Annotated in this window: 18 protein-coding genes; 10 read left to right on the top strand and 8 right to left on the bottom strand. The window is 64.4% G+C overall.

The features are described 5' to 3' along the window. The first annotated feature begins 79 nt into the window (after positions 1 to 79). From psbH to U9970_RS11325, 4 genes are read left to right on the top strand one after another with little or no spacing between them, the layout of a single operon-like run. Positions 80 to 280: a photosystem II reaction center phosphoprotein PsbH gene (gene psbH / locus U9970_RS11340; RefSeq protein ID WP_094559148.1), complete on the top strand. Its 201-nt coding sequence runs from the start codon at positions 80 to 82 to the stop codon at positions 278 to 280. Beyond that, positions 280 to 534 carry a TatA/E family twin arginine-targeting protein translocase gene (locus U9970_RS11335; protein ID WP_322764281.1) on the top strand — a complete coding sequence of 85 codons (255 nt, stop codon included), beginning with the start codon at positions 280 to 282 and terminating at the stop codon, positions 532 to 534. Before psbH ends, U9970_RS11335 begins: the two co-directional genes overlap by 1 nt. Continuing rightward, positions 518 to 1147: an aminoacyl-tRNA hydrolase gene (gene pth, locus U9970_RS11330; RefSeq protein WP_322764280.1), complete on the top strand. Its 630-nt coding sequence runs from the start codon at positions 518 to 520 to the stop codon at positions 1145 to 1147. The genes U9970_RS11335 and pth overlap by 17 nt, the downstream gene beginning before the upstream one ends. A 4-nt stretch (positions 1148 to 1151) precedes the next feature. Further along, positions 1152 to 1409, top strand: coding sequence for a DUF3146 family protein (locus U9970_RS11325; RefSeq protein WP_322764279.1), 258 nt, complete (start codon positions 1152 to 1154; stop codon positions 1407 to 1409). A 6-nt stretch (positions 1410 to 1415) separates the two neighbouring features. Here the strand turns inward: U9970_RS11325 and U9970_RS11320 are convergent, their stop codons facing one another. Genes U9970_RS11320 through ntcA form a run of 3 tightly spaced genes read right to left on the bottom strand, consistent with a single transcriptional unit; the run spans position 1416 to position 3869 of the window. Continuing rightward, positions 1416 to 1880 (bottom strand): RuvC family protein, encoded by a 465-nt coding sequence (locus U9970_RS11320; protein WP_322764278.1) that lies wholly within the window; start codon positions 1878 to 1880, stop codon positions 1416 to 1418. Then, on the bottom strand, positions 1877 to 3094 hold the full coding sequence (locus U9970_RS11315; protein ID WP_322764277.1) for a DUF3084 domain-containing protein: 1218 nt from the start codon (positions 3092 to 3094) through the stop codon (positions 1877 to 1879). Before U9970_RS11315 ends, U9970_RS11320 begins: the two co-directional genes overlap by 4 nt. A 34-nt stretch (positions 3095 to 3128) precedes the next feature. Beyond that, positions 3129 to 3869 (bottom strand): global nitrogen regulator NtcA, encoded by a 741-nt coding sequence (ntcA, locus tag U9970_RS11310; RefSeq protein WP_106632287.1) that lies wholly within the window; start codon positions 3867 to 3869, stop codon positions 3129 to 3131. Between the two features lie 242 nt (positions 3870 to 4111). On the opposite strand from ntcA, the gene U9970_RS11305 reads away from it, so the two are divergent. Then, on the top strand, positions 4112 to 4729 hold the full coding sequence (locus U9970_RS11305) for a cob(I)yrinic acid a,c-diamide adenosyltransferase (protein ID WP_322764276.1): 618 nt from the start codon (positions 4112 to 4114) through the stop codon (positions 4727 to 4729). Next, on the top strand, positions 4729 to 5322 hold the full coding sequence (dcd, locus tag U9970_RS11300) for a dCTP deaminase (RefSeq protein WP_322764275.1): 594 nt from the start codon (positions 4729 to 4731) through the stop codon (positions 5320 to 5322). Before U9970_RS11305 ends, dcd begins: the two co-directional genes overlap by 1 nt. A gap of 71 nt (positions 5323 to 5393) precedes the next feature. Here dcd and thyX read toward each other — a convergent pair whose 3' ends face one another. Together thyX and U9970_RS11290 are read right to left on the bottom strand one after the other, a co-directional pair. Continuing rightward, positions 5394 to 6119: an FAD-dependent thymidylate synthase gene (gene thyX / locus U9970_RS11295; RefSeq protein ID WP_322764274.1), complete on the bottom strand. Its 726-nt coding sequence runs from the start codon at positions 6117 to 6119 to the stop codon at positions 5394 to 5396. An 8-nt stretch (positions 6120 to 6127) separates the two neighbouring features. Beyond that, positions 6128 to 6700 (bottom strand): thioredoxin domain-containing protein, encoded by a 573-nt coding sequence (locus U9970_RS11290; RefSeq protein WP_322764273.1) that lies wholly within the window; start codon positions 6698 to 6700, stop codon positions 6128 to 6130. Positions 6701 to 6770: 70 nt separating this feature from the next. Between U9970_RS11290 and U9970_RS11285 the strand changes: the two genes are divergently transcribed. Next, the gene (locus U9970_RS11285) at positions 6771 to 7184 is read left to right on the top strand and encodes an NIL domain-containing protein (protein ID WP_322764272.1); all 414 of its coding nucleotides are present in this window, start codon (positions 6771 to 6773) and stop codon (positions 7182 to 7184) included. Next, on the top strand, positions 7184 to 7657 hold the full coding sequence (locus U9970_RS11280; RefSeq protein ID WP_106632293.1) for a hypothetical protein: 474 nt from the start codon (positions 7184 to 7186) through the stop codon (positions 7655 to 7657). Before U9970_RS11285 ends, U9970_RS11280 begins: the two co-directional genes overlap by 1 nt. Here U9970_RS11280 and U9970_RS11275 read toward each other — a convergent pair. Further along, complete coding sequence (locus U9970_RS11275; protein WP_322764271.1) at positions 7654 to 9648, bottom strand: lytic transglycosylase domain-containing protein; 1995 nt, start codon at positions 9646 to 9648, stop codon at positions 7654 to 7656. The two genes, U9970_RS11280 and U9970_RS11275, sit on opposite strands and share 4 nt — an antisense overlap. 55 nt (positions 9649 to 9703) lie before the next feature. Here U9970_RS11275 and U9970_RS11270 point away from each other — a divergent pair, with 55 nt between their 5' ends. After that, positions 9704 to 9919 carry a hypothetical protein gene (locus U9970_RS11270; RefSeq protein ID WP_322764270.1) on the top strand — a complete coding sequence of 72 codons (216 nt, stop codon included), beginning with the start codon at positions 9704 to 9706 and terminating at the stop codon, positions 9917 to 9919. A 96-nt stretch (positions 9920 to 10015) separates the two neighbouring features. Further along, the gene (glmM, locus tag U9970_RS11265) at positions 10016 to 11422 is read left to right on the top strand and encodes a phosphoglucosamine mutase (RefSeq protein ID WP_322764269.1); all 1407 of its coding nucleotides are present in this window, start codon (positions 10016 to 10018) and stop codon (positions 11420 to 11422) included. Here glmM and U9970_RS11260 read toward each other — a convergent pair. Next, a complete protein-coding gene (locus U9970_RS11260; protein ID WP_322764268.1) occupies positions 11409 to 11921 on the bottom strand; it encodes an SET domain-containing protein in 513 nt (170 codons plus the stop codon). The two genes, glmM and U9970_RS11260, sit on opposite strands and share 14 nt — an antisense overlap. Before the next feature lie 5 nt (positions 11922 to 11926). After that, on the bottom strand, positions 11927 to 14233 hold the full coding sequence (locus tag U9970_RS11255; RefSeq protein ID WP_322764267.1) for a sensor domain-containing diguanylate cyclase: 2307 nt from the start codon (positions 14231 to 14233) through the stop codon (positions 11927 to 11929). Position 14234 lies beyond the last annotated feature (1 nt).

Here is a 14234-nt window from a genome sequence, read left to right as displayed (position 1 = left end):
TCGACGGACCGCCGCGGCGCGGTACGCGAGGCCCTTACAGTACTTAAAGCGAATCCATGCCCGAGAGGCTGCAGCAGACATGGCCCAACGCACCCGCCTCGGAGACATCCTGCGGCCACTCAATTCTGAGTACGGCAAGGTCGTTCCCGGCTGGGGCACCACGCCCGTGATGGGCATTTTTATGGTGCTCTTCCTGGTGTTTCTGCTGATCATCCTGCAGCTGTACAACAAGTCCCTGCTGCTCGAGGGCATCACGGTCAACTGGAACGGCCTCGGCTGATGAATGTTTTTGGCATTGGCCTGCCTGAGCTGGCGGTAATTGCCGCCATCGGGCTGCTGGTGTTCGGTCCAAAGCGGCTGCCTGAGCTCGGTAAAACCCTGGGGCGCACTCTGAAGGGTTTTCAATCGGCCTCTTCTGAGTTCGAAAAGGAGCTGCGCACGGCGATCACCACCGCCGAACCGGTTTCAGCTGACGCCTCCGGGGCTGATGCTCCAGAGCTGATTGAGCAGCCTCTCGATGGTCCCGCGGCCTGAGTTGTCGTTGCAATTGGTGGTGGGCCTGGGTAACCCGGGAGCCAAGTACGTAGGTACTCGCCACAACGTGGGCTTTATGGCGCTTGAGCGTCTAGCCAGTTGCGCTGGTGGGTCATCTTTTCGTCAGCAGCCAAAGCTTCAGGGCTTGGTGGCGGAGGTGGGTTCGGGGCCTGCCCGGCTTAGGCTGTTGATGCCCCAGACCTATATGAACGAAAGTGGGCGCTCGATCCGCGCAGCCCTTGACTGGTTTGGTTTCGAGCCCGCCCAGTTGCTGGTGGTGGTTGACGACATGGATCTGCCCCTCGGCAAGTTGAGGCTGCGGGCTACGGGCAGTGCCGGCGGGCATAACGGCCTGCGCAGCACCATCAGCCACCTAGGTACCCAGGACTTTCCGCGGCTTCGTATCGGTATTGGCGCCCCCGCCCAAGATCCCGGCGAGCGCCGCGCCCGCACCGTTGGTCACGTGCTTGGACGCTTCACGCCTGCCGAGCAGCCCCTGCTCGAGGAGGTGCTGCGCGAGGTGGAGGCAGGTATTGGCCTGATCCAGCGCCTCGGCCTGGAGCGGGCTGGCAACCGAATTAACGGTTTTCTGCCCCAGGGCACGGCAGCCTGAGCCGATGGCACGTCTTCCCTCCACCACTGCCCAGTTGCGGGTGCTGCATCAGAGCTTCAGCCAGCGGCTGCTGGAGGGGGAGGTGAGTGCCGGCGGCTACAAATGGAGTTTCCGCTGGGCCTTTGACCGCGGTGAACTCAGCGTTGAGCCTTCTTTGGGCAGGGCTCTGATCCAGGACGCCCTGCTGCGCTACCTGCTCAAGGTCGACTACCAGCTTGAGCCTGGCGGTGACTACGTCTTCACGGTTCGGGCCCGTTTTTAAACCGATTTAGCCGCCGGCGACCGGCAGCGGCCATTGCCTCAGCAGCTCCTGGTTGCTGCGCTTCAGGGTCATCCCGCAATAGCGCTCAATCAGCAGCTGGGCCACCACATCGTCGATATCCCGGGGGGGCAAGCGCAAGCCCGCCGGCAGTAGCCGCCGCCAGCCCCTAGGGGGCCACAGCTGCCAGTAGCGCTCGCGGGCTGCCAGGGTGCTGCCGCTTTCATTCACCACCGCTAGCGCCAGCCGCTGCTGGCCAAGCCGGCTGCGCCAGTCTTGGCTACCGGTGCCATTGCCGAGCACGACCTGGCCAAGCCCCACTTGCTGCCAGCTTTTGAGCAGGGCGAGGCAGGCTTGCGGGGGCAGGATGGCAGCCTGCCGGATCTGGCGAGCGGCAGGATCCGCCAGCACTAGACCGCATTTGCTGCGCCCGGGATCGAGTCCTGCCACCAGGCCCGTCGCAGCGCCCGTCATGGGCGGCGAGGGCCCGGCCCCGATTGGGCGGGAGCTGGGGCCGCCAACCAGCGCAATTCCACCGCAATTGGGTCGGCGGTGCTGGCGCTGTTGATGGCGAGGGCTTCTAGTTGGGCAACCTGGCCGGACTGGCGCTCGCTCAGCTCCCGGGCCAGCTGTTTGAAGCTGGCCGCATCGAACTGCAGCCCTTCCACCAACGTGCCCTGGCGCTGGGCTCGGGCATAGGCAGCGGCCAGCAGCAGGTTGAGTCGCCGCGAAACTGGCTCCAGGGCTGTGAGGTCGCCCTCGATCGTGGTGCTGGCCAGCACTTCACCTGCCTTAACTACTGGGCGGTTGGGGCGTAGGTCTGGGAAGGCAAGCACCTGGCGCTCGCCCCTCAGCACGTTGGCGGCCGAGAGAATGCTCACCACCCAGCTGCCGGGCTTGGCGAGCAGGCCCTCCAGCTTGCTGATGTCGCTCTTTGGTACCAGCAGGATCTGGCGATCGGGGGGCTGGCCGGGCAGCACCCGCCTGAAGGCGTTGAGATTGGCCTGCTGCAGCAAGGCGGTGATCACCTCCGTGGCCTGCTCGGGGCGCTCAAGGGTCACCTTGGCGCTGGCCAGGGTCTGACCGCTGCTGAGCACCACGTCGCCGCGACGCAGGGCAATCAGGTTGCTCTCCAGGTCCTTAAGTTCTTTGGCACCGGCGCTGATCCGGCGGCGCACCTGGGCCAGTTCCGCTTCGGTGCGGCGGATTTCCGCATCCCGCCCCTTCACCTCCTGGCTGAGACGGCTGCGCTCCAGCTCCAGCTGGTTGCGCTGGGCTAAAAGTGGCGCCAGCTCCTGGCGCAATTTGCTGGCCCGGGCTTGGGCCTGCTCAAAGCGCGTCTGGGCCTCGCGTTTGCCCTGTTCAGCCCGAGCCACCTCCAGGCGGCTGCTGGCTAGTTGGCTGTTGCTGCGGCTCAGTTGGCTGCGGCTGGTTTGCAGCCGTTGCTCCAGTCGATCGAGTTCAAACAGGCCCGTGCGCAGCCGCTCGCTCACCAGCAGCATCAGGCCGAGGGAGATGGCACTGATCAGGCTGCCGGTGAGCACCGTGATCAACACGGCGGTGCGGCGGGGCCGCATCCCCAACAAGCTCAAGCGCGCCTTGCCCACCAGGCTGCCGAGTCGGTCGCCCAGGGTGGAGAGCACTCCCCCCAGGGCGAGCAGAGCGAGGATCAGCAGCCAGCCCGTCACATACGTCCGCGAAGGGCCCCAGTATCTCTGGCGTTCAGCTGAAGCGCTTGGCTAGGGCGATTGGATCAAACACAGTGATCTTTTTGCGGTCGATCTGAACCAGCCCGTCGTTGCGCAGGTCGCCCAGCAGGCGAGTGATTGTGACCCGGGTGGAGCCAATCGCTTCGGCAATCGCCTGGTGGGAGAGGCGCAGATCAATCGTGATCCCTTCCGAGCTGGGAACGCCGAAATCGCGGCACAGCACCAGCAGAAAGCTCACCAGCCGCGAGCTCATGTCGCGGTGGGTGAGGGTTTCGATCATCGTTTCGGTCTGCAGGATCCGCGAAGACAGGCCCTGCAGCAGCAGCAAGCCCACGCTGGCGTCCTGCTCGATCGCCCGGCGCACCGAGGTGGCTGGTGCGGTCACCATCTCGACCCTTGTGAAGGCCACAGCGTGATAAAAGCGGTCGGAGCGCTGGCCGGTAAGCAGCGACAGCACACCAAATAGGCTGTTTTCACGCAACAGGGCCACGGTGATCTCCTCGCCGGATTCATATACCCGCGAAAGCCGGACCGCTCCGCGCCGCAGCAGATAGACCCGCTCGGCTGGATCGCCGGGGAAAAAGATCGTCTTGCCCCGTTCGATCGTCTCGACACTGCTGCCGGCCAGGCCCCGGATCACTTCCAGCAGGGTGGGGTTGCCCTGGCCGGCGCTGCCCATGCCTGCCACCACGCCAGGGGCACCCGTCGATGGGGTGTTGGCGGTACGGCTAAATCCGTGGGTAGCGCCAACCATCAAGGTATGGGCAAGTGCCGGGACCTTAAGGATCACCCGGGGGGTGGCTTGTAGCAATACACACGGTTTGAGATGACACCGCCGGCGCCACCGGCGCACCAGTACGTATGTTTCCGCTAGGGATGGTGTCGTTTGCTTGTGGAGCGGCCCGATCCCGCTACATTCAGCTCCGCGGGGCCATGGGCTGCTCGCGGCGCTCCAGGTCTGTTTTTCGATTTTCCAGGTTTTTATTCAGGTTGTTCATGACCGCGAGCTTGCCCGTCTCAGGCCTCACCTCCTCCTCTGGAGCTGGTTTTCCGGCGGTCCAGCACCAACCTCAGCGCTCTGGCCATCGCCCTTTGGCCGTGGCGGCTGCGCCGGCATTGCGGCTCGTGGCCCAGTCGGAGGGCTTATTGCAAATCCATACGGCGCCTTTCCGCGGCAGTTTCGGTGCCGTGCTCAGCCAGGCCCTGCGTAGTGCCGGCTTGGGCAGCCGGGTGCTGGTTACTCAGTTTCTTAAGGGCGGCGTAGATCAGGGCCTCGGCAGCAGCGTCTGGCTGTGCGGGCGTCTGCAATGGCTGCGGCCCGGCGTGCCTGCCTGTCTGTCAGAGCCAGCTGCCCACCAGGAGCTCGAGTTGTTGGAGGCGGTGCGCCAGGTGTGGGCCTTCAGCCGCGAGCAGCTGCTCAGTGGTGCGGTCGATCTGATGGTGCTCGACGAGCTGGGCTTGGCTGTGGAGTTGGGCTACATCGATCAGGCTGAAGTGCTAGCAACCTTGGAGCGCCGACCGGCCCATTTAGATGTCATTTTGACAGGGCCAGCCATGACTCCTGAGTTGATGGCCATGGCTGATCAAGTCACCCAGTTGCGCCGAGGTCTCTGATGCTGAAGAACGACCGCTGGATCAATGAGCAGGCTGCGGCAGGCATGTTGCAGCCGTTTCAGTCGAGCCTGGTGCGCCACCTCGATCCCGAGACGGCGGGCTCGCCGGTGCTCAGCTACGGCTGCTCTTCCTATGGCTACGACTTGCGGTTGTCGGCTAAGGAATTTTTGATCTTTCGGCATGTGCCTGGCACCGTGATGAACCCCAAGCGGTTCAACCCGGCAAACCTCGAACCCGCTCCCCTGCGCGATGACGAGGATGGCTCCTATTTCATCTTGCCAGCCCATTCCTATGGCTTGGGAGTAGCACTGGAGAAGATGAAGGTGCCATCAAATATCACGGTGATCTGCCTGGGTAAGAGCACATACGCCCGGCTAGGCATCATTGTTAATACGACGCCAGCGGAAGCCGGCTGGGAAGGTCACCTAACCCTGGAGTTCAGTAATTCTTCGGGTGCTGACTGCCGAATTTACGCAAATGAGGGAATTTGCCAGCTGCTCTTTTTTGAGGGCGATCCCTGCGAGACCACCTATCAAGATCGGGCTGGCAAGTACCAACACCAACCTGAGCGGGTGACCCTGGCGCGCATCTAGTTTCCCGCAAATGGTTCGCCCTATGGGGCGAGCCTGGGCGTCGCACCGAGAGGTGCGCCAAATGGCTTGCCCTATGGGGCGAGCCTGGCCTTATGCAAGCGGCTCTTTTCATACCAGTCAGCAAATTGGGGGGTCCAAGCCTGGAGGTGGGGCCACATCAATTCACAAAGTTCGCGAATTTCGAGCTGGGCGTCGAGCTTGGCCCGCAGGTCAAGGAAGTGCAGAAATGCCCGCAAGGTGAAGCTCACCACGAAGTGCTGGCGGTAGTCGAAGGGCAGGATGCCGCGGGCGTGCTCCTCGGCGAAGCCAGCCGCCAAAAGGTCGCGGTAGCGAGCCGCCGCCGCACTGCAGAGCTCTAAATCTATGCAGCGCTGCTCTTCGCTATAGGCGTATTTTTTGCCTTGCCGGTCGCTATAGCTACCTACGGGCCGTAGATAGAACACCTCCTCCAGTTCCAGTTCACCATTGGCGGCCTTGCAGATGCGATCGCCGGTGTAGCGCATCGATTGCACGTCAAAGCTCACCCCCACCCGGTGGGTACGCGCCTGCTGCATCACCGAGTGGGGAAACCAGCCAACGTTGAGCACGATCTGGGCGTGTTCTAAGGGGCCGTAGTGACCGCGCTCGCCGGCGAGAAGTCGTTTGATGCAGACCTCCCCTGCCTTGCTCTCCTCGGGCCAGCTGCTGGGATCTGCCGCCACAAAGCCCTCGCTGTAGTCCTGATGCATGCCCGCATAAACGCACTGCTGGGGGTTGGGCGTGGCGGCGATCAGGGCAACGCGGAAACGGGAATCCATGGCAGGCGTCAACCGTGGCTGCGGGGTCCGGCCATCGTGGCAGTACCTGGCTCCGCTGCCGCAACTTCGCCAGCGGCTTGGCTGAGGTTGCTGACGGCACCCACTCCGGCTAGGGGTGGCAGGGGTTCGCCGGCGATCAGGGCGCTGCTGAGGGCGCGCAATTCGCTCAGGCTGCGAGCGCCAATCGAGCGGCCCACCGCTTCACCGGCAGCATTGAACAGCTCAAGTTGGGGAATGCCGTTGACCTCGTAGCGCTCCAGCTCCGGCTGCCAGCGCGGATTGTCAACGTTGAGCAGCACCACATCGAGCTGGCCGCGGTGTTGGGCTTCGATCGTTTCCATCGCCGGAGCCATGGTGCGGCAGGCGTCGCACCAGTCGGCGTAGAACTCCACAAGCGTTGGCTTGCCATTGCGCAAGGCCACGGGTAGATCCAGGGATTGGCGCGCCAAGCGCTCCAGGGGAGCCTCCGGATTCAGGCCGCCCCGGAACCACAGCAGGCCCGCTGCCAGTAGGGCCGCCAGCACGACTAGCAGCAGCCTTTCGCTTGGCCCCAGGCCGGAATTCGGGGTGGAGTTGGTCATGACTGCACTTTGCCAGTGCTTGCTAGCGTTTTGCGGAGGTAAGCGTGCTGTTCTCGCGAACCGGATCCTCGTGAAACGGCGCCTCACCCTGCACTTTCCCCGCGAAGCGGTGCATCAGCCGATCACCTATCGGCTGGCGGTGGATTTCGATATCGCCGCCAAGATCCTGCGGGCCCAGATTTCCCCCAACCAGAGCGGCACCATGGTGGTGGAGCTCTCCGGTGACATAGACGAACTGACGGCGGCGGAGGCCTGGCTAGAAAGTCAGGGGCTTGGCATCAACCGGGCGCCTGGTCAGATAGCCGTAGACAGCAGTCTCTGTGTCGACTGCGGCATCTGCTCGAGCGTTTGCCCCAGCGGTGCCCTCAGCTTGAGCCAGCCGGCTTGGCAGCTGCAATTCGATGCGCAACGCTGCTTGGTGTGCGAACAGTGCATTCCGAGTTGCCCTCTGGATGCGATTTCCCTGGTGCTGGCTCCCCCGTGATGGCGATGTTGCGTCTGCTGTTGCTGCCCTTGCGGGCGCCGATGCTGCTGGTGCTGGTGGTGATATCCGTTTACGAGGGGCTGCAGTGGAGCCAGCCGCTCGAGGGTGCGGCAGCGTCGGGGATGGGGCAGCTATCCAGCTTGTTCTGGTCACTTGACTGTCTCCACGCCTTGCTGGTGGTGGTGGTGTGCACCATGCCCGACCTGCTGCTGCAGCGGATTTCCAATTTGATGGCCGCCAGTCGGGTGATGAGCCTGGTGATCAGCCTGTTGATCGTCACGGTGGGGGGCCTCTATCTGCTCCACCTCAAAGTGCTTACCAATGTGCTGATCCTGGGCACCACCGTGTTGTTGGCACGCCTCGATCTTGCCCGGATTCGGGTGGCACCCCCGCCGGTGCTGCTGGCAGGGGTGCTGGGGGTGCTGGTGTTGTCAGGGGCATGGGTGGGCCGCTGGCTGGCCAGCGGTGGCTAGCAGCTAGTTAGGGGTCTCTGCTGGAAGCTCCAAAGGTTGCCAAGCACTTTTTTGACGTAAAGCCGGGTTTCCGGGTAGGGGATTGCTTCTATCCATAGCTCCGGTTCCTGTTGCAGTTGGGGCGTCACCCAGCCAGAGGTGGCACCGGGGCCGGCGTTGTAGCTGGCAGCCATCAGCACGGGGTTGCCCTGCCACTGGCCCAGCAGTTGCTTTAGGTAGAGCGCGCCTAGCTGGGCATTGCGGGCTGGGTCGGTGAGGGCATCGGTTGTCAGGGGCGTGCCGGCTAGTTCGGCGGCGGTGGCAGGCATCAGTTGCAACAAGCCAACGGCACCGGCGCCGGAGCTCACCCCCGGGCTGAAGCGCGATTCCTGTTTGGCTACGGCTGCCAGCAGGTTTGCCGGCACCCCGGCGGTTGCGCCAGCCTGCTCGAGCTCCGCCACGAAGCTGGCGGTTTGCAGGTCGCGCTCCAGCTGTTGGACCAGGGCGCAGTTTGCATTCAGCGGTAGGCGCAGGCTGGCTTGCTCGAGTTGGCCGAGTCCCATCCAGTGGTCTCCCACGGCCCGGCGTAGCCGGCCTTCCGCAAGCAGCTCCTGGGGACTGGCGGGGGGGGAGCTCCGCCCCGTGCGCCAGTGCTCCCAGGCTTCCAGGGGTTGGCCCAGGCGCCAGAGCCGGTCGATCTGCCAGTCGCCGCTGCCTAGGGGGTGCCATCGGGGTTGCACAAGGGCCGGGCTGCTGCGGGGATCGAGGTTGAGATCGCCGCGGCCTAGGCGCACCGCCGCCCGCCAGCCGTAGTAGCCGCCGGGATGCTGTTTGGTCAGATCACTCCAGGTGCGTTCTGCTTTGGCGGTGGCCCCTTGCTGCTTCTGGCTGAAACCCAGCCAGAAGCGCTGGCGTCCCACCAGCCCCACCGGCAATTCACGACCGATCGGGGCACTCAGCAGCGTTGTGGCCGTTGCCCATTGGCGCTTGAGCAGGGCCTGACGGGCTTGCTGCCACTGCAGTTCCCAGCTGGCTGGATCGTTGGGCCAGCGCTGCAGCACCGCCAGCGTCGCGCCGATGTCGCCACTCTCCATCGCCCGCCGCGCCCGCACCGGGGCCGTGTCTTGCAGAGCAGAGGGCAGCCCGTTCAGGGCCTGGAGAGCCCTGGGCCCGGGCTGGTCGCTCAGCAGGGCCGCGGCCTCGCTGGCCTGGCTGGAGCGCGGCGCGGCTTTGGCCAGTTGCAGCAGCAGGCTTTCTGCCCGGGCCTGCTGCTCGCTGCCGCCACTGAGCAGGGCTCGGCCGATGGCTAGCTGGGTTTCTGGGCTGGGCGGAGTGCCCTTGAGGCAGCTCAGGGCGGCGGCCGAGTCGCCTAGCTGGGCCAGGCCCCTTGCCAATTGGTCCCGCTGGTTAGGGGTGGCTGCTGCGGCCGTGCTCTGGCAGGCCTGGCGCAAGCGTGGCCCCGCACCGGGCCAGCGCACACCGTGCCGGGCCAGGTGCAGGGCTGCCTGGAGGCGATCTGCGTCGCTCGGGCCCGCCTCCACGGCCGCCGCTAGGGCCGCGGGATGGGCGGCGAAGCGGCTGCGTAGTTTCTGCCGCAGCTGGGGTTGCTGCCGGCCCAGGGCATAAAGCCCATCGGCCGCGGCGGGCGTGTCGGGGAAGCGCCGCACCAGCTGCTGCCAGCGTTGCTGGGCGGCTGCCTGATCACCCAGGGCTTCGGCGGCCAGGGCATCGCGTTTAAGCACCAGGGCTGCTAGCTCATCGCCACCCCAGCCCTGGCCGCGCAGCAACCGGCGCTCGCCGGCTAAGTCGCCTTTTGCCTGGCGCGGCTGCAGCAGCAAGCTGGCCTCGCGCCGCCGCTCCGGATCGGGCGAGAACCGCCGCAGGCGCTCCAGGGTTGGGGTGGGTGTGTTGGGGTCTGGCGCGGGAATCAGGGTCAGCAGTGCCCTGCCGCCCCCTAAGGCGGCGCCGCTGCCCAAGCAGGTGATGGCCAGCAGCAGGGGGAGGCGAGCCAAGGGCAATAGCGGCGCGGCTTCGCCATTCTGGGGAGGTGTGAATCCCGCTTAGCTGGTGCGCCTGCCCTCCCTACCCCCCTATCTCTCCACCTTGCCTGGAGCTGAGCAGCGGTTGCGGGCCCTGCGGGTGTTGGCGGTATCGGGCCTGGTGCTGCTGCTGCGCCCTTTTTGGCCATTGAGCTGGTTGCCCGGCTGGGTGGTGGGTGGGCTACTGCTCTGGACGATTGGCGAACTGGTGCTCTGGATCTGGTGGCCCCGCCGCTGGCGCTGAAGGGGCTTCGGCCCCTACATGGCCCAGGCCAGCCATGGCGAGCGCTTTGCAGCAGCCCACGTAACCTGAGTACCACCTAGGCATCTGCCGCTGCCCATGGCCGATCTGGCTCCCCATCCCGTTGGCTTGCCCCTGCGGGGTGGTGTGGCCGGTTTCGGAACCGATGGCATCCGTGGCCGGGTGGGAACCCAGGTGAGCCCGGCTTTGGCTTTGCAGGTTGGCTTCTGGTGCGGCCAGGTGTTGCCCCAGGGGGCGCCGGTGCTGATCGGCATGGATTCCCGCAGCAGTGGCCCGATGCTGGTGGCGGCGCTCACCGCCGGGCTCACGGCTGCAGGTAGGCAGGTATGGACCCTGGGTCTATGCCCTACGCCAGCGATTCCTGGCGCCATTCGCCGTCTTGGCGCGGCTGGAGGTCTGATGGTGTCCGCCAGCCACAACCCCCCTGAAGACAACGGCATCAAGGTGTTTGGCGCCTCCGGCGCCAAGCTGAGCCGCGGCCAGCAGCAGGCGATCGAGGCTGGGCTGCAGGGGGTTGGGGCTGGCCCGGCAATAGGTGCTTCCGGCGGCTTCTTGGGCACAGGAGTGGTGCAGGACCGCCCCGATTTACTGGCCGACTACCAGCGGTCCTTGGTGGCGAGCGTCATGGGTCGGCGCCTGGAAGGTTGCAAGATTGTGCTGGACCTCTGTTGGGGCTCGGCTGCTGCCTGTGGCGAGGCGGTGTTTCGGGCCTTAGGCGCAGAACTCACCGTGTTGCACGGCAAGCCGGATGGAACGCGCATCAACGTGGATTGCGGCAGCACCCACCTCGAGCCTCTCAGGCGCGCGGTGCTGGAGAGCGGAGCCAGCATGGGTTTTGGTTTCGATGGCGATGCAGATCGGATGCTGGCGGTGGATGGCCGGGGCCGGGTGGTCGACGGCGACCAGATCCTTTATCTGTGGGGATCGTCTCTGCTTGATGCGGGCCAGTTACCGGCCAATCGCATCGTCGCCACGGTGATGTCCAACCTCGGCTTTGAGCGTGCCTGGCAGGCCAAGGGAGGGGTGCTCGAGCGCACCGCCGTTGGTGATCAATACGTCCACCAGGCGATGGAGCAGTTGGGCTCTGGCCTCGGTGGCGAGCAGTCGGGCCATATTTTGTCGGCCCGCCATGGCATGAGCGGCGATGGGCTGCTCACCGCTTTGCAGGTGGCCACGTTGTTGCACCGCAGTGGCCAATCACTGGCCGACTGGATGGATAGCAGTTTCAAGCCCTACCCCCAGACCCTGGTGAATGTGACGGTGCCAGACCGGCAACGGCGCCAGCAGTGGCACTCCTGCGAGCCGCTACGGCTCGCCGTGGAGCAGGCGGAGATTGCGATGGAGGGACAGGGCCGGGTGCTGGTGCGCGCTAGCGGCACCGAACCGCTGCTGCGGGTGATGGTTGAGGCCGCCGATCAGCAGCTGGTGGACCACTGGTCAAGCCAGCTGGCCGCCGCAGCGGAGCAGCACCTCAATGGGGCCTGACCTGCCGCCGTAGGCGTCTGACAATGAAGGTCTGCACCACCTGCAGGTGCAGGTAGCGGCGCTGCAGCAGGGGCGGCAGGGTATGAAAGTCGGCAATCAGCCGACGGCAGTTCACCTGGCCGCAGCGGCAGTCCATGGTCCAGTGGTCCTCCCACATCGTGGTGGAGTAGTCGTAGCGGATCTCCTCCCCGGCCTGGATAGGCCGCAGCGCAACTAGCTGACGGTCCTGGCGGATGCCCGCGTTGGGGCAGCAGGAGTGGTTGGCGTAGACCCCAGGGGCTCCGATGTCGAGATAGAGGCAGTCGTCGATTTGGAGGGCATTGGCCTCGGCTTCCCCTCGGGCGACCATCGACTCGAAACTGAGCTCCGGTCCTGTGAAGACCAGAATGTGTTCCTCCGCGGCGAAGGGGCGCCCGGCGAACAGGCCAAAGCCGAGGTCACACGGTCGCACGATCACCTGTGGCTGGGCGGGATGGGGGGGTATCCACTCCGCCGCCATCTGGTTCAGACCACCGAGGTAGGTTCGCGATGATCGGTCAGGATCTGCGCCCCGGACTGGGCGAAGATCCACTCCTGGGGCTTGCACAGAAATGGCCTGGGCCGGGTGATCAGGTAGCCCTGGGCAATCGAGATTCCCGCCGCCTGGAGTTCCAGAAGTTGCTCCATGTCCTCCACGCCTTCGGCGATGGTCTGGAAACCAATCTCCTTGCTGAGTTCCACCACGAACTGCACAACAAGGTTGCTGGCTTTGTCCTGGGAGGACTTGCGGATGAAACTCTTGTCGATCTTCACGTAGTCGAGGGGGAGGTCGCGCAGATAGCCCAGGGATGTCATGCCCGTGCCGAAATCATCCAGGGCCAGCCGGAATCCAAGTTGGCGCAATTTTTTCATCGCTACAACTGCTTCGCCCGGGTTGCGCAATGCTGCCTGTTCTGTGATCTCTAGGCAGATCATGCTGGGGTCGAGGTCATGGCTGTCGACCAGCTGGTCCAGCGACTGCACGAAGGAGGGTGAGATCAGCGTGTCTGGTGTGATGTTGATGGCATAGACGATCTGGGAATGGGCGCCCGGTCCAACACCCTGCTGCTTCAAGTTGCTGAGATTGCTGCAGGCCAGCTCGATGATCGTCTGATCGAAGAGCGGGAGGCTGCCACAGAACTGTGCTGCATCGATGATATTTTCACGCCAGTAGGGTTTGCCGGTGTCCGGGTGCTGAATTCGGCAGAGCAGTTCCACATAGGTGGCTGACAGTTCTGAGCCCTGATTGAGTTGCCAGGCATGTTGGGCGTGTAGCGCCAGTCTCCTGTCATGGATGGCTGTGATCAGTTCCTGGTTGGCCTGCTGGATCGCCAGATAGCTGCTGGTGCTTCCTTTGGCATCGCCATAGAACTGATAGCCGTGGCCCCCTTCCACCTTGACCACGGAGCAGGCCACGCTCGCTTCATGCATGGCCCGGGCATGGTTGGAGTCTTCGATCAACGAGGCGCCGATGCTGACGGTGATGTTGAGGGGTTGGCCGTTGATATCGATCTTGAGGTCGTTGAGGTGCTGGCTGAGGCTCGACACTTCCGTGCGCAGCGCCGAGACGCTGGTGCCGATGAGGCTGCAGGCGAATTTGTCGCCGCCGATCCGGGAGATGGCCCCGCTGGGATGGATGGTTTCCTTCAGGCGGCTGGCAAAGGTGAGGAGCACCTGATCCCCCTGGCTTTTGCCGAGTCCGTTGGTGATCAGGGAGAAATGGTCGAGATTGATATGGGCGATCGCCTGCGTGAACCCGGTGAATCTGCTGGCTTGGCTGACCGTGGCCTGCAGCAGTCCGGATTCACTGAGCAGTCCGGTGAGCTCGTCGTGGTTGCGGCGCTTTTTCAGATCGCGGCTGGTCTGCAGGCGGGTGCGTTGATTGCGCAGTTCGAGAAGCCGGAAGCGTCGGCCTTGGGCATAGGTGCGCAGCATCACCAGCACCAGCAGCACGGTGGCGATCAGGATCAGGCCGGCGATGGTGCGCAGGGCCTGGAGGCGTTCCCGTGGCTGGCGTTCGATCACCAGCTGCATCGGCGTGGTGGCCTGCCAGCGCTGTAGGGGCACGGTGACGTATAGCGGAGCCAGGGGATTTAGCTGTCGGCCTGGGGGCTTGCCGTAGAACTCCCGGGTCACGCCTAGGGCCCGGTTCAGGGTGGCGCTGTCCTTGAAGGACACATCATTGGTGTCAAGGGGGCGCACGAACAGCAGCCGGCCGGCCGGGGGTGCGCTGCTGTCGGTGGAGCGCACCGGCTGGGCTGAGAACAGAAAGGGGCGCCCCTCGAAGCGCCCCAGGAAGGTGCTCGCCTGCAGGGGCGTTCTGCTGGGAATCTGTTGCTGAACCGCTTTTTCTTGGGTAGACGAAAGTGGAACAGGCTGCTTTGTTTTGAAATCCCAGGTGGTGCTTGAGTGAATGCTCCCTTGCCGGCTCAGGGACACCACAAACGGTGTGCGGGCAAAGCTGTACTGGTTGTATTGATCCTTGTAGTAGTCGGGATTGCGATTTAGGAGATGATCGTGGGTCTCGTTCCAGACGGCCCAATCGAGGGTTTCAGCCTCAAGATTGCGAGCAATCTGATTGATTTTTTCCTCGACGAACTGACGAAGCAGATCATTCTTGAAGCGCTCGCTGTTCAGGGCGGCGCTTAGGATTACTCCACTGCTAATTAAGGTCGTGCCCAGCAGGGCAGGAACCAGTCCGCGCGGTGGCCGCTGACGGCGTAAATCCCGGAGGCAGCGGCGCCAGCGCCAACGTCTGCCTGTGCGTGACTTAAGCAGGTTGTGCATTCCCATG

It is taken from the genome of Cyanobium usitatum str. Tous, assembly GCF_963920485.1.
GTDB classification, from domain to species: domain Bacteria; phylum Cyanobacteriota; class Cyanobacteriia; order PCC-6307; family Cyanobiaceae; genus Cyanobium_A; species Cyanobium_A usitatum_A.
The sequence above is the reverse complement of the archived record's forward strand: the minus strand, read 5'-3'. Positions and strand labels throughout refer to the sequence as shown.